The sequence below is a fragment of the Streptomyces sp. NBC_01707 genome (genome assembly GCF_041438805.1).
Lineage (GTDB): Bacteria > Actinomycetota > Actinomycetes > Streptomycetales > Streptomycetaceae > Streptomyces.
The window spans coordinates 8,390,287-8,411,224 of the sequence record NZ_CP109190.1 but is presented as its reverse complement, the minus strand read 5'-3'; the positions used below and the strand labels follow the sequence as shown (position 1 = coordinate 8,411,224).

The 20,938-nt window shown below is 70.3% G+C and carries 18 protein-coding genes; 8 read left to right on the top strand and 10 right to left on the bottom strand.

Translation table 11 applies throughout. The features are described 5' to 3' along the window. Positions 1-48 precede the first annotated feature (48 nt). On the top strand, positions 49-666 hold the full coding sequence (gene lepB, locus OG963_RS37685; RefSeq protein ID WP_256328252.1) for a signal peptidase I: 618 nt from the start codon (positions 49-51) through the stop codon (positions 664-666). 39 nt (positions 667-705) lie between these two features. On the opposite strand, the gene OG963_RS37680 is transcribed toward lepB, so the two are convergent. Genes OG963_RS37680 through OG963_RS37670 form a run of 3 tightly spaced genes read right to left on the bottom strand, consistent with a single transcriptional unit; the run spans position 706 to position 3,306 of the window. Then, entirely contained in the window at positions 706-1,719 is a 1,014-nt protein-coding gene (locus tag OG963_RS37680) for an NAD(P)/FAD-dependent oxidoreductase (RefSeq protein WP_093929930.1), read from the bottom strand. Then, complete coding sequence (locus OG963_RS37675; RefSeq protein ID WP_093778463.1) at positions 1,716-2,234, bottom strand: isoprenylcysteine carboxyl methyltransferase family protein; 519 nt, start codon at positions 2,232-2,234, stop codon at positions 1,716-1,718. Before OG963_RS37675 ends, OG963_RS37680 begins: the two co-directional genes overlap by 4 nt. 7 nt (positions 2,235-2,241) lie before the next feature. After that, positions 2,242-3,306, bottom strand: coding sequence for a type III polyketide synthase (locus OG963_RS37670; RefSeq protein WP_093778461.1), 1,065 nt, complete (start codon positions 3,304-3,306; stop codon positions 2,242-2,244). A 42-nt stretch (positions 3,307-3,348) separates the two neighbouring features. Here OG963_RS37670 and OG963_RS37665 point away from each other — a divergent pair, with 42 nt between their 5' ends. Together OG963_RS37665 and OG963_RS37660 are read left to right on the top strand one after the other, a co-directional pair. Further along, positions 3,349-4,275, top strand: a complete 927-nt coding sequence (locus tag OG963_RS37665) for a UbiA family prenyltransferase (protein ID WP_319740087.1) — start codon at positions 3,349-3,351, stop codon at positions 4,273-4,275. Positions 4,276-4,400: 125 nt separating this feature from the next. Then, complete coding sequence (locus OG963_RS37660; protein WP_030925629.1) at positions 4,401-4,796, top strand: nitroreductase family deazaflavin-dependent oxidoreductase; 396 nt, start codon at positions 4,401-4,403, stop codon at positions 4,794-4,796. Positions 4,797-4,829: 33 nt separating this feature from the next. Here the strand turns inward: OG963_RS37660 and OG963_RS37655 are convergent, their stop codons facing one another. Beyond that, complete coding sequence (locus tag OG963_RS37655) at positions 4,830-5,822, bottom strand: aldo/keto reductase (RefSeq protein WP_093778457.1); 993 nt, start codon at positions 5,820-5,822, stop codon at positions 4,830-4,832. A gap of 164 nt (positions 5,823-5,986) precedes the next feature. On the opposite strand from OG963_RS37655, the gene OG963_RS37650 reads away from it, so the two are divergent. Together OG963_RS37650 and OG963_RS37645 are read left to right on the top strand one after the other, a co-directional pair. After that, on the top strand, positions 5,987-6,835 hold the full coding sequence (locus tag OG963_RS37650; RefSeq protein ID WP_371800350.1) for a metallophosphoesterase: 849 nt from the start codon (positions 5,987-5,989) through the stop codon (positions 6,833-6,835). Between the two features lie 223 nt (positions 6,836-7,058). Next, the gene (locus tag OG963_RS37645) at positions 7,059-9,242 is read left to right on the top strand and encodes a discoidin domain-containing protein (protein ID WP_093929741.1); all 2,184 of its coding nucleotides are present in this window, start codon (positions 7,059-7,061) and stop codon (positions 9,240-9,242) included. A gap of 225 nt (positions 9,243-9,467) precedes the next feature. Here the strand turns inward: OG963_RS37645 and OG963_RS37640 are convergent, their stop codons facing one another. Beyond that, positions 9,468-10,217, bottom strand: a complete 750-nt coding sequence (locus OG963_RS37640) for a DUF4118 domain-containing protein (protein ID WP_093778451.1) — start codon at positions 10,215-10,217, stop codon at positions 9,468-9,470. A gap of 462 nt (positions 10,218-10,679) precedes the next feature. On the opposite strand from OG963_RS37640, the gene OG963_RS37635 reads away from it, so the two are divergent. Then, entirely contained in the window at positions 10,680-11,147 is a 468-nt protein-coding gene (locus OG963_RS37635; protein ID WP_030925642.1) for a DUF5709 domain-containing protein, read from the top strand. A 322-nt stretch (positions 11,148-11,469) separates the two neighbouring features. Here OG963_RS37635 and OG963_RS37630 read toward each other — a convergent pair whose 3' ends face one another. Next, complete coding sequence (locus tag OG963_RS37630; RefSeq protein WP_093778449.1) at positions 11,470-11,910, bottom strand: GNAT family N-acetyltransferase; 441 nt, start codon at positions 11,908-11,910, stop codon at positions 11,470-11,472. A 61-nt stretch (positions 11,911-11,971) separates the two neighbouring features. Next, positions 11,972-12,889, bottom strand: coding sequence for an adenosine kinase (locus tag OG963_RS37625; RefSeq protein WP_093778447.1), 918 nt, complete (start codon positions 12,887-12,889; stop codon positions 11,972-11,974). 205 nt (positions 12,890-13,094) lie between these two features. Between OG963_RS37625 and OG963_RS37620 the strand changes: the two genes are divergently transcribed. Then, a complete protein-coding gene (locus OG963_RS37620) occupies positions 13,095-15,638 on the top strand; it encodes a polysaccharide lyase family 8 super-sandwich domain-containing protein (protein WP_371799900.1) in 2,544 nt (847 codons plus the stop codon). Positions 15,639-15,933: 295 nt separating this feature from the next. On the opposite strand, the gene OG963_RS37615 is transcribed toward OG963_RS37620, so the two are convergent. Next, positions 15,934-17,121: a PP2C family protein-serine/threonine phosphatase gene (locus OG963_RS37615; protein ID WP_319326522.1), complete on the bottom strand. Its 1,188-nt coding sequence runs from the start codon at positions 17,119-17,121 to the stop codon at positions 15,934-15,936. A gap of 269 nt (positions 17,122-17,390) precedes the next feature. On the opposite strand from OG963_RS37615, the gene OG963_RS37610 reads away from it, so the two are divergent. Next, positions 17,391-17,930 (top strand): DinB family protein, encoded by a 540-nt coding sequence (locus OG963_RS37610; RefSeq protein WP_093929737.1) that lies wholly within the window; start codon positions 17,391-17,393, stop codon positions 17,928-17,930. A 78-nt stretch (positions 17,931-18,008) separates the two neighbouring features. Here OG963_RS37610 and OG963_RS37605 read toward each other — a convergent pair whose 3' ends face one another. Both OG963_RS37605 and OG963_RS37600 read right to left on the bottom strand, forming a co-directional pair. Next, on the bottom strand, positions 18,009-18,485 hold the full coding sequence (locus OG963_RS37605) for a (2Fe-2S)-binding protein (protein WP_030925664.1): 477 nt from the start codon (positions 18,483-18,485) through the stop codon (positions 18,009-18,011). Positions 18,486-18,501: 16 nt separating this feature from the next. Then, positions 18,502-20,853: a molybdopterin cofactor-binding domain-containing protein gene (locus OG963_RS37600; RefSeq protein WP_319326514.1), complete on the bottom strand. Its 2,352-nt coding sequence runs from the start codon at positions 20,851-20,853 to the stop codon at positions 18,502-18,504. Positions 20,854-20,938 lie beyond the last annotated feature (85 nt).

Here is a 20,938-nt window from a genome sequence, read left to right as displayed (position 1 = left end):
GATCCACGGATGCGGCGCGCTGGGCGAGGGTTGTTGATCACGGGGGCTGTGCTTGCCCTCCTGGGGGTCGTGCTGGCAGCGGGCGCGCTCTGGACCGTGCGCAGGGACTACACGGTGGTCACCCTGCCCGGTGGGTCGATGGAGCCCACCTACGCTCGGGGCGCCCGCATTTTCATCGCGAAGACGTCCGGCGCGAAGGTACGGCGGGGCGATGTGGTGCTCTTCGGCGTGCCGGAGCAGTTCGACGGCAAGCCGGTGCTGAAACGCGTCATCGGACTGGGGGGCGACCATGTGGTCTTCGACGGCACACGCCTGACCGTCGACAGCACCCCGCTCAAGGAGCCCTACCTGAAGGACGGAGAGGTCGACGGCGGCCACGGACCGTACGACGTGAAGGTACCGGCCGGGCGGATGTTCCTTCTCGGCGACCATCGTGCCAACTCCTACGACTCGCGCTACTTCGCGGGCGAGGACTCCGGAACCGTACCCGTGACGGCCGTGCGGGGCCGGGTGCTCGACGACGCCGTCGTGCCGGTGGTGCTGGGACTGGGCGTGCTGCTCGGTGTGGTTCTTGCCCTCGCGGGTGCCGTCTGCACGTTGGTCGGCTGGTTGAAGCGGCGGCACCGGCCGGTGCCGCCCGCGCCGATCGCACACCCTGTGGCGTGACCCGTAGCGACGGACCGGGTGGACGCTGCCGGACCGCGCTCAGGCCAGCTGGTTGACCAGGTTGGTGAAGGCCGCGGGGAGACGGCTCGCAGTCGGGACGATGCGGCGGGCCAGTCGCGGGTGCTGCCGGGCCAGCAACAGCGATTCGGTGAGCAGGCGGTGGCGCCGGGAGACCTTGCGCCACGCCCGCTCGTACGCCTGCGGCCGGTCGTTCCGGACGCAGCGCACCAGTTGAGCGGCTCCGGCGAGAGCCAGCGAGACTCCTTCACCGGTCAGGGCGTCGATGTATCCGGCGGCGTCCCCCACCAGGAGGACCCGTCCTGCCACCCGGGAGCCGACCCGCTGGCGCAGCGGTCCGGCGCCACGCACCGGCGTGGTGGTGCTCGCAGGCAGACGCCGGGCCAGCAGGGGGAAGCGGGCCAAGTGGTCGTCGAACGGGCCGCGTTCCGTGGTCAGGACGGCGACGCCGACCAGGCGTGGGCCCAGCGGGGTGACGTAGGCCTCGGCCCGTGGTGACCAGTGCACCTCGACGCAGTCCGTCCAGGGCTCGATCACGAAGTGGCGCCGCAGTCCGAACCTCGGGGGGCGTGGGTCCGGCAGGTCCAGGCCGAGTTGGCGTCTGATCGGTGAGTGCAGGCCGTCGGCGGCGGCGAGGTATCGGGCGCTGACGCCTGCCGCGTGGACGCTGTCGGCGCTCTGCCGGACGCCGCCCGACCGCACGGGGATCACCCGCACGCCGAGTTCCGCCGCGCGGCGGGCCAGGGCGGTCTGCAGTTCGGTGCGGCGGACACCGCGACCGGGGCCGGGTGCGAAGAGGGCTTCTGCCCGGTGGCGGTCGTCGAGGTAGCGGATTCCGCGCAGCGGGTGTCCGGCGACGGTGACGCCGAGTCCGGCCAGAGCGTTCACGGCGCCCGGCATGAGCCCCTCGCCGCAGGCCTTGTCGATCGGAGTGGGGCGCGGTTCGACGACCACCGCTTCGAGCCCGGCCTCGGTTGCGTGGATCGCCGTGGCGAGGCCGGCGGGTCCGCCGCCGACGACCAGCAGGTCGATCACGGCGCCGCCGGGGCGGCGGCGAGGGCGGAGTTCTCGCACCGTACGCGGGTCGCGAGGAGCGGCAGGTTGAACAGGGTGAAGGCGGTCGCGGTGAGCCAGTTGGTGTGGACGAGGGGCAGTGCGACGCCCTCGACGATCACCGCGACGTAGTTGGGGTGGCTCAGCCACCGGTACGGTCCGGCGGTGACGAGCGGCAGGTCCGGCACCACGATGACGCGGGTGTTCCAGCGCGGTCCCAGCGTGGTGATGCACCACCAGCGCAGACCCTGGGCGCCCAGGGCCAGGGCGAGCATCGGCCAGCCGAGTGCGGGCAGGAAGGGTCGGCCGCCGAGCCAGGTCTCCGCCAGGCAGCCGGCCAGCAGTCCGGTGTGGAGCGCGACCATGACGGGGTAGTGGCCCTGCCCGTACTCCGCCGCGCCGTGGCGCCGGCTCCAGTGGGCATTGCGTCGGGCGGTGACGAGTTCGGCGAGTCGCTCGACGGCGACCAGAAGGACGAGGACGGTGTAAGGGATCACGGGGCGGCTACCAGCGGAGCAGGACGAGTTCGGTGCAGAAGCCGGGCCCCATCGCGAGAAGGAGCCCGGGAGTTCCGGGCGGTGGTGAGCGCAGCGCCAGGGTGTCCCTGAGGACATGCAGGACGGAGGCGGAGGACAGATTGCCGACCTCGGCCAGCGAACGCCAGGCCAGTTCCAGTGCTCGTGCGGGCAGATCCAGCGTCTCGCGTACGGCTTCGAGTACCTGGGGGCCGCCCGGGTGGCAGACCCAGGCCGTCACGTCCTGCGTCTTGAGGTCGTGGTCGGAGAGGAAGGAGTGCACCTCTTCGCCCAGGGTCTCGCGTACCAGGTTCGGGAGGTCGGCGCCGAGTACGATCCGGAAGCCCTGGTCACCGATGTCCCAGCCCAGTGTGCGTTCGGTGCCGGGGTAGAGGCTGCTGCGGGTCGCGACCACCACGGGCCCTGACTGTTCCCGGTGGTGCGGGTGGTCCCGGCCGACCGCGAGGACGGCGCCGGCGCCGTCACCGAACAGTGCGCCAGCCACCAGGTTCGGCACGGATGTGTCGGTACGTTGCAGGGTCAGCGAACAGAGTTCGACGGAGAGCAGCAGTGCGACCTGGCCGGGGTGCCCCTCGAGGTAGTCGTGGAGCCGGGCGAGACCTGCGGCCCCGGCCACGCAGCCGAGCCCGAAGATCGGTACGCGTTTCACGTCGGGCCGCAACCCGATCCGTCCGGCGAGCCGCGCCTCCAGGGACGGGGCGGCGATGCCGGTGACGGAGGTGGAGATGACCAGGTCGATGTCGCGCGGGTCCAGGCCAGACCGGTCCAGGGCACCGCGTACGGCCTGTTCCCCGAGCTCCAGGGCGACTTCGATGAACGCGTCGTTGGCCTCGCCGAAACCGCTCAGCGCGGCGTACCGTTCCAGGGGCAGCGCCAGATGGCGGCCGCGTACGCCGGCGGACCGGTGCAGGCGTTCCAGCACACCACGGTCCGCGCCCGGAGGCAGGCACATGTCGGCGAAGGCGTCGGTGATCCCGGACTGCTCGTACCGGTGCGGCGGGAGCACTCCGTGAATCGCGATGATTCGCGTCATGACGTCACCATAGGTGTGGAATGGATGTTTTGATCGAACATCATGAATCAGACTTTTCAGGCGCGCTCTTTGTCGGCCACCCCGCCCTCGCCGGCACCCGTACCGGCTGAGGCCGCGGCGCGTGCGGGTGCCCCCGGCCTCGGCCGCGGCGCCTTGGCGCTCCTCCTGTCGGCCCACCCGGCCCCCGCGCTGGCCGTGACCGCCTTGATCACAGCCCTGGGCGTGGCAGCGGGGCGCGACGTCCTGGGCAGTTGTCTGGTCGCCCTGGCCGTACTCACCGGACAGCTCTCCGTCGGCTGGAGCAATGACCGAATCGACCTCGCGCGGGACACCGCGGCACACCGGCGCGACAAGCCGCTCGTGGCGGGCGAGGTGGGGATGCGCAGCGTGTCGGTCGCGGCGTGTGCTGCGCTCCTGCTGTGCACTCCCCTGTCCCTGGCGAACGGCGCGGCGGCGGGCGGCGCGCATCTGATCGGGGTGGCCGCCGCATGGTCGTACAACCTCGGCGTCAAACGGACGCGGTGGTCGTGGCTGCCCTACGCGCTGGCCTTCGGACTTCTGCCCGCCTTCCTCACCCTCGCGCTGCCCGGTCACCCCTGGCCCGCCGCCTGGGTGATGGCCGCCGGTGCCCTCCTCGGGGTGGGTGCACACTTCACCAACGTCCTCCCCGACATCGACGCCGACCTGGCCGCGGGCGTCCGGGGCCTGCCCCAACGTCTGGGCCGGCGCCGGTCCCGTACCGTAGCGGCACTCGCGCTGCTCGCGGCCTCGGCCGCCCTCGTTCTCGGGCCGCCCGGACCACCGGACGCCACGGGCTGGAGCGGCCTCGCGGTGACCGGGGCGCTGGCCGTCGTCCTGTGCCTCCCGCCGGGCACCTCCCCCGACAGCCGTCTGCCGTTCCTGGCCACGCTCGGCCTGGCCGCGACCGACATCGCCCTGCTGGTCGCGCGCGGTACGTCTCTGGTCTGATCGCGTGGCCGGCGCCGGATCCCGTACCCCGGCCGGCATGTCGGCCTCAGGGCCGTCCCGATCACAGGACAGCCCTAAGGTTGACCTCCGGCGAGGGTCACCGGCACCGACGGGGAGAATCACGCATGTCGAGATATCACGAGATGAAGTTCCGGGCCGTCACGTCGTTCCAGCGGCGGATCGGCAATCCGTTGGTCCGACTGCTGCCGCGCCAGACACTCCTGGAGACCACAGGACGCACATCCGGACTCCCCCGCCGGACGCCGGTCGGCGGACGCCGCGTCGGGAACGAGTTCTGGCTGGTCTCGGAGTACGGCGAGAAGTCGCAGTACGTGCGCAACATTCAGGCCGACCCGCAGGTCAGGATCCGGATCAAGGGGCGCTGGCATGCCGGTACCGCCCACCTGGTTCCGCAGGACGACGCCCGCGCACGACTCAGGACGTTGCCGCGCCTGAACAGCGCCACCGTCCGGGCGGTCGGTACGAACCTGCTGACCGTGCGGGTCGATCTCACCGGCTGACCGGGCCCGGGCCCGGCCGGCCGCGCCTTCCGGCTACCAGCGGTGGTGGACCTCCGCGCGGATCCGGCGGTCGTACAGGTCCCGTACGGCGTCCAGGGTGCTCTGCGGCAACGGCGGAAGTGACGCGGCCGCCGCGTTGGCACGGGCCTGCTGCACGGAGCGCGCGCCGGGGATGACGCTGGTGACTCCGGGCTGCTGGATGATCCAGCGCAGTGCGGTCTGGGCCGGTGTCGCCCCCTGCGGTGCGAGTTCGGCGAACTCGGCGGCCGCGGACACCCCGTTGCCGTACTCGATTCCGGAGAAGGTCTCGCCCTGGTCGAACGCCTCGCCGTGCCGGTTGTACGAGCGGTGGTCCTCGGGGGCGAAGACGGTGTCCTTGGTGTACTTCCCGGAGAGCAGTCCGGAGGCGAGCGGGACCCGCGCGATGATGCCCACACCTGCCGCACGGGCAGCCGGGAGGACTTCGTCGAGCGGCTTGAGACGGAACGGGTTGAGGATGATCTGGACGCTCGCGACGCCGGGGCGGGCGATGGCGGTGAGCGCCTCGGCGCACGTTTCGACACTCACCGCGTAGGCGGCGATCCGCTGCTCGGCGACGAGAGTGTCCAGCGCGTCGTAGACCTCGTCCGAGGAGTAGACGGCGGTGGGCGGGCAGTGCAGCTGCACGAGATCGAGCGTGTCGACCCCGAGGTTGGCCCGTGAGCGGTCGTTCCAGGCACGGAAGTTGTCGAGGACGTAGTTCTCCGGAACCTGGTCGGCACGCCGCCCCATCTTGGTGGCGACGAACACACCGGCGTCCGGGCGGTCCTTCAGATAGCGGCCGATGAGCTGTTCGCTGCGGCCGTCGCCGTACACGTCCGCCGTGTCGAAGAAGGTGACGCCCGACTCGACCGCCGCGTCCAGGACACCGAAGGCGTCCGCCTCCTGCACCTCGCCCCAGTCACCGCCGAGCTGCCAGGTGCCCTGTCCGACGACGGATACGTCCTGTCCGGTCCTGCCCAGTGTGCGCTGTTCCATGGGGATCATGCTACGCCGGTGCCCATGGGCCGCCGGAGGGCGGCAGAGCACACGCCCGTCCCGAACGGCGTCTTGATCGAACACCGGTTCCCTGAACGGCCATTGGCCGTCTCGCGCGGGCATGCCGATAGAGTGGCTGCCGGGCGGTACCCACGGAGCAAGGAGTTCTGGCCCTGAACGGACACCTGCTGGCAGTCAGCGACCTGCACGTCGCATACGCCGACAACCGTGACATCTTCTCGTCCCTGCGCCCCGGCACCGACGCCGACTGGCTCATCGTCGCAGGTGACGTCGGCGAGAAGGTCGCCGACGTGGAGCGGGCACTGACGCTGCTCAGCGAGCGCTTCGCGCAAGTCGTCTGGGTCCCCGGGAACCACGAGCTGTGGACGCACCCGAGCGATCCCGTGCAGTTGCGGGGCGAGGCACGCTACCTCCACCTGGTCGACCTCTGCCGAAGCCTGGGCGTCCTCACCCCCGAGGACCCCTATCCGGTATGGGAGGACGCGGACGGGCCGGTGACCGTCGCCCCGCTCTTCCTGCTCTACGACTACACGTTCCGCGCCCCCGGCGCGACCACCAGGGACGAGTCCCTCGACCTCGCCCACAGGGCCGGGGTCGTCTGCGCCGACGAGCACTTCCTCCACCCCGATCCGTACCCGACGCGCGACGACTGGTGCCGGGCGCGGGTGCGGGAGACCGAGCTGCGGCTGGCCGGCATCCCCGAGGACCACCGCACGGTCCTGGTGAACCACTACCCGCTGGTGCGAGAACCGACGGACGTGCTGCGCCACCCCGAGTTCGCGCAGTGGTGCGGGACCGAGCTCACCCGGGACTGGCATCGCCGCTTCCGCGCCGCGGCCGTGATCTACGGACATCTGCACATTCCGCGGGTGACCCATCACGACGGGGTGCGGTTCGAGGAGGTGTCGATCGGCTACCCGCGCGAGTGGCGGGCCCGCCCGCCGCGCGAGCCCCTGCGGACGGTCCGACTCTCGCCACGACCGTCCGGCGAGACCCCCTGAAGCCGACACTCCCGGGCCGCCTGCGCCACCACCGGTAAGGACGGATCGACGATCCGGTCGCCCCACACCATTCGTTCAACTCTTGTTCTCAACAGGCCCTGAAGCAGCACCCGCTGCACATCTATTGACGTGTCCGAGTCAAGCGAGAAGTATCTTCCGCAGCTGAGAGCGCTCTCAGACTGCGCGTCGTGCACCCGCACCACGACTCAGGAGACGAACCCCCATGTACGCACCCCCCGTACTCCGCAGACCTGCCCGTTCATCGACCGGACGACGTAGCGGTGTGCTCGCCGTCGTCGCCGGTCTCGTCATCTCGCTGCTGGCGTTCGTCCCCGCGACCCCGGCCGGCGCGGCGCCCTCACTGCTCTCCCAGGGCAGAACCGTGACGTCCTCCAGCGAGGAGAACGCCGGCACCCCCGCCGCCTCCGCCGTGGACGGCGACGACGGCAGCCGCTGGTCGAGCGCCTTCTCCGACCCGCAGTGGATCAAGGTCGATCTGGGCGCCTCCGCCTCGGTCTCCCAGATCGTGCTGAAGTGGGAGGCGGCCTACGCCACCGGCTACCGGATCGAGTTCTCCACGGACAACAGCACATGGACCACCGCCTACTCCACCACCGGCGGCCCCGGCGGCACGGAGACCCTGAACGTCTCCGGCACCGCCCGTTACGTCCGGCTGACCGGCACCGCCCGGGCCACCCCGTACGGCTACTCGCTCTGGGAGTTCCAGGTGTTCGGCACCACCGGTGACCAGGGCGGACCGCAGATTCCCGGCGGCGGCGACCTGGGACCGAACGTGCTGGTCTTCGACCCGTCGACGCCCGGCATCCAGGCCAAGGTCGACGAGATCTTCAAGCAGCAGGAGTCCGCGCAGTTCGGGAACGGCCGCTATGCGTTGCTGTTCAAGCCGGGCACCTACAACAACATCAACGCGCAACTCGGCTTCTACACCTCCATCGCGGGGCTCGGCCTCAAGCCGGACGACACGACCTTCAACGGGGACGTGACCGTCGACGCCGGCTGGTTCAACGGGAACGCCACGCAGAACTTCTGGCGCTCGGCGGAGAATCTGGCGCTCAACCCGGTGAACGGCACGGACCGTTGGGCCGTGTCGCAGGCAGCGCCGTTCCGGCGGATGCACGTCAAGGGCGGGCTCAACCTGGCGCCCGACGGCTACGGCTGGGCCAGCGGCGGCTACATCGCCGACAGCAAGATCGACGGCCAGGTCGGTCCGTACTCCCAGCAGCAGTGGTACACCCGCGACAGCTCGGTCGGGGGCTGGACCAACGGCGTCTGGAACATGACGTTCTCCGGAGTCGAGGGCGCGCCCGCGCAGAGCTTCCCCGACCCTCCGTACACCACGCTCGACACCACCCCGGTCTCCCGCGAGAAGCCGTTCCTCTACCTGGACGGCTCCGCGTACAAGGTCTTCGTCCCGGCCAAGCGCACCAACGCGCGCGGCATCTCGTGGGCCGGCACGCCGCAGGGCGAGTCCATCCCGCTGAGCCAGTTCTACGTGGTCAAGCCCGGCGCCACCGCACAGACCATCAACGCCGCGGTGCGGCAGGGCCTGCACCTGCTGTTCACGCCCGGCGTCTATCACGTGGACCAGACCATAGACATCGACCGGGCGAACACGGTCGTCCTCGGTCTGGGGCTCGCTACGATCATCCCGGACAACGGTGTGACAGCGATCAAGGTCGGCGACGTGGACGGCGTGAAGCTGGCCGGTCTCCTGATCGACGCGGGTCCGCAGAACTCCTCGGTGCTGCTGCAGGTGGGCCCCGAAGGCGCCTCTGCCGACCACTCGGCGAATCCGACCACCGTGCAGGACGTGTTCGTCCGGATCGGCGGCGCGGGCCCCGGCAAGGCCACCACCAGCATGGTCATCAACAATGACGACACCATCGTCGACCACACCTGGATCTGGCGCGCCGACCACGGAGACGGGGTCGGCTGGGAGACCAACCGTGCCGACTACGGGATCCGGGTCGACGGTGACGACGTCCTCGCCACCGGCCTCTTCGTCGAGCACTTCAACAAGTACGACGTGCAGTGGAACGGCGAGAACGGCAGGACGATCTTCTTCCAGAACGAGAAGGCGTACGACGCACCGAACCAGGCCGCCGTCCAGAACGGCACCGTCAAGGGGTACGCCGCCTACAAGGTCGCGGACTCGGTCGACAACCACGAGGGCTGGGGCCTGGGCAGCTACTGCTACTTCAACGTCGATCCGACCATCCGTCAGGACCACGGCTTCGAGGCACCGGTGAAGCCCGGGGTGAAGTTCCACGATCTGCTGGTGGTGTCCCTGGGTGGCCAGGGACAGTACGACCACGTGATCAACAGCACCGGTTCGCCCACGTCCGGGACCTCGACCGTTCCCTCGACGGTGGTGTCCTTCCCCTGAGCAGGGTCCGGGAACGACCCGGTGAGGCGCATGAATGACGTGGGGTCCGGCAGTGACTGCCGGACCCCACGGCCACGTCTCACCGCCGCCCGTGCCGGGGCGGGCCACGCCGCCACCCCGCGAGAGACGCGCCGGGTGGAGCCGGACCCGGCGCGCCGGCCCGCACCCACGTCGGCCGACCCGGCCGGCCGTCCGCCCTGCTTTTCGGCGGCCGGCCCGTCCGTCTCAGCCGCCCGTCGGCCGGCCGGCCGTCTCGAGCGCGGCACCCGCCTGGTCGGCCAGTGTCACGGCGACAAGACGGGCCTGCAGTGTCGGTACGGTTCCCGGCGTGGGATCGAGCATGTACCTGCCGACGTAGTGGCCCTGTCCGCCGGCCCGCAACTCGATCTCGCCGTCCGGCCAGCCGCCGCGCGCGAGGTCCCAGCATCTTCGGCCGACGGACACACTTCCGTCCTGCTCCAGCCGCGGTGGCCGCCCCAGCAGGGTTCCGTACTCGAACCGGCAGCCCCGCAGCTGCAGCAGCTCGACGAGCTCACCCCGCACATGGGCGACGACGGCGTCGGCGGAGGTCGTCGCCTGCGCCAGTTCGGCGGTGTCATGGATTCGGGCGAGATGCCCTGCATCCGTCACGGCGATCACCTCGAGCCGCCGTGCCCGGGCGGCCAGCTGCGAGACGATCAGGCCGACGATCAGGAGCAGCACGGCCGTTTCGATGTCGTCGCCACCATTGATGGTGAACCGCTGGTACGGGCGGGTGAGGAAGAAGTCGAACCAGACGGCGGCGGACAGTGCCGCCACCGCGCCGGCGACCCGGCTGCCGAAGGCGGCGACCGCGACGACCACCACGACGAGCACGAGGGCGGCATTGGTCCTCGACAGGTCCGTACGGAACGGCACGAGTACCAGCGCGACCAGCAGCGGTCCCACCAGCGCGGCCACGAATGCGAGCCGGTCGCCGAGCGGTTGGCGGGTCATGTGTCACCTCCTACGCCCTCCGTATCACGGGCCGCCGGTGGCTGCCCGGCGAGATCTCGATGTGCGCGCCCCGGGCGGTGATGATCACTCGCCCGCCCGGGCCACGCCACGGACCGGTCGCCCGCGCCACCCCGGGTTCAGTCTGGGTCCGCCGCGATCCACGGACGCCATGCGTTGATACGGCCCTGATACGTCGCACACCCGAATTGACGCCACGCTGACGGGGTGGGTGACGAATCAGGCGTCCGGCCGGTTATGTGAACCGCCGCGTGCGGCGAACCGATACGCACCGCGCCGTTCCGATCGCACCGCGTCACCGGTGAAGGTCCCGGCCTTCGCGTCCGCAGCGGTCGCCGGTGCGCTTCCGCTCGTCCCGACGGCCGACACCGCACATGATGAGAACGAGGGCATGACGCGAACAGGACGTCGCCCCGACGGTTCACTCCCGACATTGGAGGTGACATGGACATCGACACCACGATGGGCGACGAGGTCTACCAGCCGGACGGCTCGGAGGTGCAGGACGACGCCGGGCTGCTCGACGTGGAGGACACTCTCGACGACCGGGCCGGTGCGGATCCGCTCGATGCAGGCTATTCGCCACCCGAGCGGCCGTGGGCCGTGGAACACCACGGTGTCACGGCGGCCGAGCAGCACGAAGGTGAAACGCTCGACCAGCGCCTCAGCGAGGAGGAGCCGGATCTCGACGTACCCGACGGAGACGAGATCGGTGACGTACTGGACACCGACGGTGAGGTCCGTGACGAGGAGGTCGGCGGTCTGCGCGCCGGACGGCTCGTCGCACCCGACGAGGGCGCTCACGAGGACGACGAGAAGGACATGATCGCGTTCGACATCGGCATCGACGGCGCGGCCGCCTCGGCCGAGGAAGCGGCCATGCACGTGGTCCCCGCCCCGGAAGGTCCGTAGCTCCGCCCCGCCGCGCACCACCGGCCGCCACACTCCGGGATGCGGGGGTCGCATGGATCGCGGTGCCGCGACGCCGCGTCCGGGCGCCACACCGACCGAGCCGTGCGCCCGCTCGGCGGGCTTCCGGCGACACGCCTCACATGCCTGGTCGACGGCGCCTGGCCGAACGACGACGTGACCGAATTGCTGAGCAGCCAGCACGGGCGGCTGGTCAAGGTGCCCACCGGCATCGGCCGATGCTCCCGCGGCGGCACGAGTCCGCACCGAGTCCGCTCCGGTCAGGCAGGGAGCCCTGAGCACCCTCTGCGGGTCGACGTCGGCCTCAGGCCAGCCTCAAGTCGACGAAGCGCACACTGTCACCCGGCAACAGGTATCTCTCGACCTCGACGAATCCCTGCGCCAGCGCGAACCGCAGCCCGTCCGCGTTGGACTCCAGGACCACCGTCTCGACGACGTCGGCTCCGAGTTTGCGCGCATGCGCCAGCCCTCGGGCGTACAGTGCCCCGCCAAAACCCTGTCGCCGGTGAGTCGGGAGCACTCTGGCGATCACCGTGGCAACGGATGCTTCTGCCGTCGGCGGGCGCACGGTCGAGCAGCCGACAAGGACGTCGCCCAGATACGCGACCTCCAACCGGTTGCGTCCGACACGCTCGCGTACCTCGTCCAGAGACAGGGCAGCCGTGGGAATGATCGCGTTATGGACATGCTGCCAGTCGTGAAGCGTGGCGTCGCCGTCCACCGGCGCGATGCGAAGATCGGTCATCGCAGCAGGAAATCGCGCGCCCGGTGTGCCGTCAACTGCAATAGCCGCACGACAGGTCATGTCATTCGTCGGCCCGGCCTCCTTCCGCCGCGGCCAGGGTGAGCAGTTCGACCCGGCTGATGAGGTCGGTCCCCGTCGCCGGCACGGTGCAGGCATGGGCTCCGGCGATCGCGCCGTAGAGACCGCACCTCTGTGGTGACTCGCCGGACAGCCGGCCGAACAGATAGCCCGCCACGAACGCGTCGCCTGCACCGTTGGAGTCCACCACCGGCGCGAGCGGTGTGACCGCCGGAATGTGGGTCAGCTCCCCGTCGCACAGTTGATACGCCCCCTCAGCTCCCGCCGTGGCGACGACCGCTCGGGCCCGGCCTCGCTCGGCGATCTGCCGCATGGTCTTCTCGGGGTCCACCAGGGCCGCGGTCGACAGGAAGACCAGGTCGGCCTCGTAGGCGAATGCTTCGTGGTAAGCCTCCGCACCGTCCCAGTTGTGCAGGTCGGTCGAAATGGTCACGCCGGCCTCACGCAGCGTGGGAAGGGCGAACGCGCAGGGATAGGTGATGGAGACGTGGGCGTGGCGACTGACCGCGGCGAGGGCTCCCACCGTTTCCGGGGGCAGCCGGTCCGCCTCCTGCGAGCGGCTGTTGTCGTACAACGAAAGCCGCCGCCCGTCGGGGCCGACGAGATTCACCGCGCGCTTGGTGCCTGCAGGCAGGGGGACTTCGGTGAGCGCGATGCCCCGGTCGCGGTGCAGCGCGCGGATCAGGTTACCCGCGTCGTCATCGCCGATCATGTCGATGTGATGCGTGCGCAGCCCCAGAGCGTGCACCCCGAGCGCCACGAAGTCGCCGGTCTGTCCCGCCCGCGTTTCGATGGCGGGCACCATGTAGCTGTCGGCGTACGGAAGAGGCAACTGAGGGACGTACACGATGGTGTCCACGCCGGCGCCCCCCAGGACGAGGATGTCGGTCTCGGTACTCAACGGCGCTCCTCCGGTTCTTGAACTCCAGGTGCAGCGTATCCGCGGGGCGTACCTCACCGAAGGGCATGGCCGCAGCGCGGTCCGTCCACTTCGGCTCGGCACTCGTGGACAGCGGTCCCGGCCCGGCCGCGTCCCCTTGTCGCCGCTCGGCCGTTCTGGTTGACTCCGGCCGCCGGGTCGCCAACTCACAGGCGGAGGACGCCATATGGAGATCACCCGCAGAAGTCTGCTGGCCGCTCTGTCAGCCACCGGTCTCCTGGCGGTGATCCCCGCACAACCGGCGACCGCCGCAGGTGTCGCCGCGGGCTGCACACGCCTGATGGCCAACACGGTGGCGGCCTTCGCCGGGACCGCGGAGTCCAACTCCCGTCCCGAGACGGCTGCCAAGCTCGCCGCCGTGGACAACGTGGCGCGGACGAATCTCAGGGCGATGGACTCCGCGGGCCCCGGCGAGCTGTTCGCCGGGCTGGTGCTCGGCAGCAACGAGGCCAACCTCAACAGCGCCTTCCAGCGGCTGTACGAGATCGCTCTCGCCACCTGCACACCCCCGGGTGGCACCCCCTCCGACCTGTACGGGAACACCGTCGCGCAGCGCCGTGTGCTCGACGGCCTCGGCCGGCTGCACGACCACTACTACGGCGACCAGTCCAAGGGCTACTACGGCAACTGGTTCTACTGGGAGATCGGTCTCGCGCAGCACATCAGCAGGACCCTCGTGCTCCTCGCCGACGAAGTGCGCGCATACCGCCCCGATCTCGCACAGACCTACGTCGCCTCCATGGACGCCTACCTGCGCAACGGCATCGACGGCGACGTGAATCTCGATTCGCGCTTCCACACCGGTGCCAACCTCGCCGACATCACCACCAACCGCATCCTGCAGGGCGCACTCCTCGGCGACGAGGCACGCATCCGCAAGGCCCTCACCGACCAGCTGACCGTGTTCGCCACCATCGACCCTTACCACCTCGACCACGGTGTCACGGACGGGTATTACGCCGACGGATCCTTCATCCAGCACGCCTCCGTCGCCTACACCGGTTCGTACGGGAAGGGCCTCCTGACCCGCGTAGTGCAGACCCTCAAGATCCTCGACGGTACGGGTTTCGCGCACGGCGAGGAGCTCGTACCGACGGTGCGCAGCTGGGTGCAGAACGGCTTCGCGCCGCTGATCTTCGAGGGTTGGATGATGGAGATCGTCAAGGGGCGGGCGGTGTCACGGCCGGACAGCGGCTACACCGATGTCGCCGTGGTCGTCGAGGCCGTGGTCGACCTGGCCTCGCTCGCGAGCGGCGCCGACGCCGCCGCTCTCAACAGCTACGTCAAGCACATCCGGTCGACCTCGCGCGGCACGCTCGATCCGGGGCGTTTCGTCTCCCCGGTCAGTGTCGTGCGTTACGCCGACATCATCGGCGACCCGGCGGTGCCCGCCGAGGATCTCAACGCCACCGCGCGCAGCGTCGCCTTCAACGCCATGGACAGGAATGTGCACCGCAGGCCCGGTTACGCCTTCGCGCTCGCCCGCAGCTCCGACCGGATCAGCAAGTACGAGTACATGAGCGGCGAGAACCTGATGCCATGGTTCCAGGGCGACGGGGCCTACTACCTCTATCTCTCCGGGCAGGACCAGTCGCAGGTGTACGGCGTCGACTACTTCACCACGGTCTCGCCGTACGGCCTCGCCGGTGTCACCGCGCCGGTCGAACACCGACGGACCGTCCCCGACCTTTACGGGAAGCCGTACTACGACAACCCCGGCCACCCGTTGAACTTCACCTCGTCGTCCGAGTCGCAGAACACGTACGTCTACTTCCCTCGTGGCACCGATCAGCGCTCCGGCGGCGCCGTTCTCGGGGCGTACGCCGCGGCCGGCATGGTGCAGTCCGGCGATGTCGCCGACCGCGACAGGCACCTGCTGCCTGACGATTTCGTGGTCTACCGCAATGCGACGGCGACCAAATCGTGGTTCCTATTCGACGAGGAGATCGTGGTCCTTGCCGCAGGGGTCGGTGATCCTGCCGGGCGGGCCGTGACCACGACCGTCGACGCCCGCACCGCCGCGCCGGGCGACCAGGTCGCGCTCACCGGGATGCTCCGTGGCGGCCGTCCGTGGAGCGGCGCGGGCACCGGCGACCTGGCCTGGCTTCGCTATGCCAACACCACACAACGCACCGCCGTCGGCTACGTCTTCCTCGACACCCCTCAGGTCCGGGTCTCGCTGGACGAGGTCACCCGCAGCCGCCGGGTCGTCCGCACCTCGAACCCGGACACAGCCGTCACCCGCGCCGTCCTCGGCGTGACGGTCGACCAGGAACCCGGGTCCGAACCCGTGCGCATCGCCTACGCGTTGGTGCCGAATGCCGACGGGACGCAGTTGGCCTCGTACCCGAACGGTCCGCTGCGGGTCCTGGCCAACACACCGCGTCTGCAGGCCGTGTCCCACACCGGCCTCGGTCTGAGGGCGGCCAATGCGTTCACGCCCGGCCGGCACGAGGTCGCGGGTCTGCGCATGGACGGCCCGGCGTCGGTGATCGTGCAGCGCCGCGGACACCGGGGCCCGACCACCGTCGCCGTGTCCGACCCGACGATGGGCCGGGACACGGTCGGCGTCCTGATCCGAGGCAGGTCACTGCGGAAGGTGTCGTCGGACGACGGGGTACGTGTGAGCCCGGCCCACGGCGGAACCCGCGTCGACGTCGACACCCGCCACGCGTACGGGCGCAGCTTCACGGTCACACTGCGGGACTGAGTCCGAGCCGTGACGGTGCGGTCTGCGGGGCCGGTGCCCTTCCCCCCGTTTCGAGAGGGACAGCCGCAGTGACCCTCCGAAGTGAGGCGTTCCTGGACCGTGTCCAGGAACGCGGCGGCCACGGCATCCGGGACGAAGCGGAACGGGCAGCCCGCGTCGTGCCGGCCCTCCTGGGCGCGCGTCCGGCCCGGATCGAGGGAGCCATCGAGGGGACCGCGAATTGGCACGTCGGCGCCGGGCTCGGCGCGACCGCTGACGCTGCGGGCGAGGACTCACCCGGCGGGTCCTGCTCCCGCTACCGGTGGGCTTCGACCTCCTCTTCGGCCGCACCCTGCCGGCGTGACCATCCGCCGGGACACAACGCGGCATCCGGCAGTCGTTCGATGGCGACCATGGCCGCATCGTCGCCCAGGCGCCCGCCCGCGTGCCGTAGGAGGTCGGCACGCACGTACTCCAGCAGGGATTCCGCGCCGTCCCAGGACCGGGACGCGACCCGCTCGAGCAGTGGGTAGAAGCCCCCTGACCGGTCCCGGGCCTCGATGACACCGTCGGTGTACAGGAGCAGCACCTCGCCGGCGCCGAAGGTGAACGTCTCCGCGGTGAATGCGGGGGCGAGCAATTGCGCGAGCCCGAGAGGCGGAGCGGGCTCACGCACTTCGAGGGACAGCACCTCGCCGGCACGGATCAGCAACGGCGGTGGATGACCGCAGCTGACCAGGCGAAGTTCGGAAGCGGCATCGGGGATGTCGAGGACGGCCGCGGTCACGAAGGCCTCCGCGGTGTAGTCGTCCTCCTCTTCCTCGTCCGTGGTGCCGTTCCGGTCCACCGTGACCCCGTCCTCCAGGTGCCCCACCAGTTCGGGCAGCCGCGCCTCCCTGTGGGCCAGAGCCCGGAATGCGCCCAGTACGCCGGCTGCTTCGCCGATCGCGTCGAGTCCCTTGCCGCGGGCGTCGCCGACGATCACGCGGGTGCCGTCGGCGGTGCGGGCGAGCGCGTAGAGATCACCGCCCAGCTGCGCCTCCGCCTCTGCGGCCAGGTAGACCGAGGCGATGCGCAGGGGGCCGCTCCGGCGGGGCAAGGGCTGCATCAGCACGTGCTGTGCCGCTTCCGCCACCGAACGCAGCTGCGTCATCTCCCGCTCGTGCCGTTCCCTCAGGTGTGCGAACAGCGTGACAAAAGCGGAGATCAGACAGAGGGCGATGATCTGGTAGGTGTGATTGAGGTCGTTGAGGCTGGTGCGTGCGATGGCGACCACGGACTGGGCCAGCACGGCGACCGCACCCACGAAGGCAGTCATACGGGGGCCGGCAAACGACGAGGTCACAGCGGGCGCAGCCACGAGGAACGGGCCCAGGTGGACGTCCGGCGGCGCGCTGATGTCCATCACGGTGACGGCGGCGATAAGGGTGAAAGGCATCGCCACGAGTGCCGTCGAGTGCCGCCGGGTCGCGTGGAGCGAGCGCAGGAACCGCTGCGAGTTCATAGTTCCGGAATACCTCAGACCGTCTGCGACCGCCCTTCCGGTGCCCGCGGATCCGGGCGCGGGCACCGGCGTCCGGGCGTTGCCGCATCTCGGATCTCACGCACCGGATCCACCCGTCGGTGGACCCGGAGGCTTCAGCGTCGGCCTCGGAAGGTGCGACCCGGCGCCTTTCCGTTCCGGCGCGCCCCGGGCCGGCCGCACCTCCAGATCCGGCCGACCGCACCGGAGTCCCTGGCCCGGCACGGGCCCCGCCGGTAGGCTCACCGGCCATGCCCGACATGGACGAGCAGGGTCGCCCGGAACCTCCCCTTGCGGCCGACGAGACCAGCACCCTCCTGGGTTTCCTGGAGTTCCACCGCGCGACCCTGACGTGGAAGTGCGCCGGACTGGACAGGAGCGGCCTCGGGGCGACCGTCGGTGCCTCCTCGATGACGCTGGGCGGGATGCTCAAGCACTTGGCCTTCGTCGAGGACTACTGGTTCTCCCGTTGGCTGCACGGGCGGGACCCCGAGCCGCCGTGGGACACGGTGGACTGGAAGGCCGATCCCGACTGGGACTGGCACTCGGCCGCCGAGGACACCCCCGAACAGCTTCGTACGCTCTGGCAGGACACCGTGGCCCGCTCCCGCACCCTGGTCACGCAGGCGCTGGCCGACGGCGGCCTGGAGCGGCTGGCCAGGCGCACCTGGCCCGACGGTCGTGCACCCAGCCTGCGATGGATCCTGGTCCACCTGGTCGAGGAGTACGCCCGCCACAACGGGCATGCCGACCTCCTCCGGGAGTCGTTGGACGGGCGCACCGGGGAGTAGCCACGGGGCAGCGCTCGTCCCCCGCGAGCGCCGGTGCCACCGGACGGACGGCGGACATCCACCGTCGTTCACATCGGCTCAGAACTTCTCCGCGCCTGCCGCGATGGCCTCACGGATGCGGTTGTACGTGCCGCACCGGCAGATGTTGCGTATCTCGTCGAGGTCGGCCTGATCGATCTCGCGTCCCTCCTCCCGGGCGCGCCGGACCTTGGCGACGGCGGTCATGATCTGGCCGGGCTGGCAGTAGCCGCACTGCGCGACGTCGTACTCCAGCCATGCCTCCTGCATCGGGTGCAGGTCCCGGCCGACCGTGGCGGGCAGGCCCTCGATCGTCGTCACCTCGTCGGCGGGACCGACATCCTTGACCGGGACGCTGCAGGGGTTGAACGCCTTGCCGTTGATGTGGCTGGTGCACGCCTGGCAGACGCCGAGCCCGCAGCCGTACTTCGGTCCGGTGACGCCCAGGACGTCGCGAAGCACCCAGAGCAGCCGGACGTCGTCCTCGATGTCCACGGTCACCGGTTTGCCGTTGAGGATGAAGGTGTGTTGCGGCACGGGAGCTCCTGGTCGTCTAGAAGGTGCGGTCGAGGCCGTCGGTCGGCGAGGCGGGGATCGGCGGGGTGGTCGGCAGCGGGTCGAAGCCGAGAGGCTCACCGTGGTTGATGGGGAAGGTGGTGGGCATGGTGCCGGTGGCCCGGCCGTAGGCGCAGGCGACGGCCGCCATCGCGCCGGCGACAGCCAGCTCCCCCGCACCACCGGGCTTGCCTGTGGTCGGTGGCATGACGACGATCTCGAGCTCGGGCGGGGTGTTCCACTGCCGGGTGTAGAAGTAGTTGTCCCAGCTCCCCTCGAGGAAATGCCCGTTCTGGAGGTGGAGGCCCGCGGTGAGGGTGACGGCGATGCCGTCGATGATGCCGCCCATCATCTGGGCCTCCAGGCCGCGCGGGTTGACGGCGAGGCCGACGTCGACGGCGCAGACGACCTTGGTGACACGAGGGCCGGTGTAGGCGTCACGGACCTTACGCCCGGTCGTCTCCGGCCGGCAGTCGATCTCGGCCAGGACAGCGACGAAACCGTGGTACTCGGGGTGCACCGCAATCCCCTGCCCCGTTCCGGCAGGCATGGACCGGCCCCACCGGCCCACTTCCGCGACCTTGTCGAGGACGGCCCTGGCCCGCTCGTCCTTGAGGAACCGACGCCGGAACGCGTGGGCGTCCCTCCCCGTGCGTTTCGCCAGCTCATCCACGACGAGTTCCTGCGCGCAGCGGACGTTGGGCGAGTAGATGTTCCGCATGGAGCCGGTGTTGAAGCCCTTGTCGGTCTCGGCGAGGAGCTGGGTGGTGACCCCGAAGTGGTACGGACTCTGCTGCGTCAGAGCGAATATCGTCTCGGAGAACGTCAAGTCGCCGACCGGCAGTTGGGCCGCCTCCGAGGTGATGATCTCGCCCAGGCCATGGCCGAAGTCGGTGGCCACCGACGTGTGCCGCTGCTCGTACGTGAGGACCTCGCCGAGCGTGTACGTGGCCCGCACCCGCGAGGTGGACATCGGATGGGTGCGACCCTGCCGGAAGTCGTCGGTCCGGTGCCACATCAGCCTGACCGCCTTGCCCATGGCCCGGGAGATCTCCGCGGCCTCGCGGGCGGCGTCGTGGAAGAGTTTGCGACCGAACGAGCCGCCGCCCTCCGTGACATGGACCTTGACGGCGGTGAGCGGCAGACCGAGCTGGAGGGCGATCTCTTCCTGTGCGGCGATCGGTGACTTCAGACTCGCCCAGATCTCGGCGGAGTCCGCCCGTACGTCCGCGACGGCGCAGTTGGTCTCCAGGGCGCCGTTGCTGGCGAAGTGGAAGGTGAACCGTGCGTCGACGGCCTTGGTGAGGAGGGGCAGCGGCGGTACGACGAGGGGAAGTTCGGCTGCCCGCAGCTTCTTGAGGACGGTCGTGTCCGAAGCACCTTCGGCAGTGCCGGGTGCCCAGGTGACCTTCAGGGCGCGGACGGCGTCGATGCACTGCCCGAACGTACGGCCACGGACGGCGACGCCGGTGGAGATCCGCGCGACGTCGGTGATGCCCGGCATGGTCCGGACCTCGTCGAGGTTCTCCACCGAGCGGACCGTGCCGTTGATCGTCGGCGGCCTGCACACCATCGTGGGCAGGGCGCCGGGCACCTGCACGTCCATCGCGAACTTCTTGCGGCCCGTCACCGCAGCCAGGGCGTCGATGCGCCGCTGCGCCGTTCCGATGACCTCGAACTGCGAGGGCTCCTTGAGCGTGACCTCGACCTGGCCGTCCGCGTGGGCGGCCGCCTTCACCGCCAGCTCGCCGTAGGTGATGCTCGCCCCGGCCGGGGAGGTGATGACGCCGGCCTTCGCCGTGAGGGAGCCGATCGCTTCACCCAGCTCCAGAGCCGCGGCCTTCAGCAACTGCCCTCGCGCCACGGCCGCGGCCACCCGGATCGGGGTGAAGGTGGAGATGGTGGTGTTCGAGCCCCCGGTGAGCTGGTTGAACAGCAGCTCCGGCCGGGCGTCGGCCAGCGTCACCGATATCTTCTCCAGCGGGAGGTCCAGCTCCTCGGCGATCAGCATCGCGGAGGACGTGGTGATGCCCTGCCCGACCTCCGCCCGCGGCAGGGCGAAGGAGGCCGTGCCGTCGGCACCGATCCGGATCGTGATCAGATTCGACGTGGGCAGTGCGGCGTGGGTCAGCATGTCGTTGAGGTCGTATACCTCGGACGGCCCCGGCACCGAGGGAACGACGGCGGCGGCCCGCGACGGCGCCAGCACCACCTCTCCCAGCTGGGCGGCGACCGTGAGCGTCGATCCCGCCACGACGTATCCGAGGAACCGCCGCCTGCTCACCCCGGCCGTCCCACGACCGAGGTCATCGCCCGGGTTCTCGTCCCGCAGGCGCTTCTCCACATCCATCAACGGTCCTCTCGTCGAGTCGGAGTCGGACTGGGACCGGCGACGGCCGGGTGCGACGGGGCCGGAACGCGCCTGACCACCGCCC

Coding starts and splice junctions, on each gene's coding strand:
- OG963_RS37670 (WP_093778461.1), bottom strand. CDS start 3,306: ATGACGCGAATCATCGCGATTCACGGAGTGCTCCCGCCGCACCGGTAC.
- OG963_RS37665 (WP_319740087.1), top strand. CDS start 3,349: ATGAATCAGACTTTTCAGGCGCGCTCTTTGTCGGCCACCCCGCCCTCG.
- OG963_RS37660 (WP_030925629.1), top strand. CDS start 4,401: ATGTCGAGATATCACGAGATGAAGTTCCGGGCCGTCACGTCGTTCCAG.
- OG963_RS37655 (WP_093778457.1), bottom strand. CDS start 5,822: ATGATCCCCATGGAACAGCGCACACTGGGCAGGACCGGACAGGACGTA.
- OG963_RS37645 (WP_093929741.1), top strand. CDS start 7,059: ATGTACGCACCCCCCGTACTCCGCAGACCTGCCCGTTCATCGACCGGA.
- OG963_RS37640 (WP_093778451.1), bottom strand. CDS start 10,217: ATGACCCGCCAACCGCTCGGCGACCGGCTCGCATTCGTGGCCGCGCTG.
- OG963_RS37635 (WP_030925642.1), top strand. CDS start 10,680: ATGGACATCGACACCACGATGGGCGACGAGGTCTACCAGCCGGACGGC.
- OG963_RS37630 (WP_093778449.1), bottom strand. CDS start 11,910: ATGACCGATCTTCGCATCGCGCCGGTGGACGGCGACGCCACGCTTCAC.
- OG963_RS37620 (WP_371799900.1), top strand. CDS start 13,095: ATGGAGATCACCCGCAGAAGTCTGCTGGCCGCTCTGTCAGCCACCGGT.
- OG963_RS37615 (WP_319326522.1), bottom strand. CDS start 17,121: ATGAACTCGCAGCGGTTCCTGCGCTCGCTCCACGCGACCCGGCGGCAC.
- OG963_RS37610 (WP_093929737.1), top strand. CDS start 17,391: ATGCCCGACATGGACGAGCAGGGTCGCCCGGAACCTCCCCTTGCGGCC.
- OG963_RS37600 (WP_319326514.1), bottom strand. CDS start 20,853: ATGGATGTGGAGAAGCGCCTGCGGGACGAGAACCCGGGCGATGACCTC.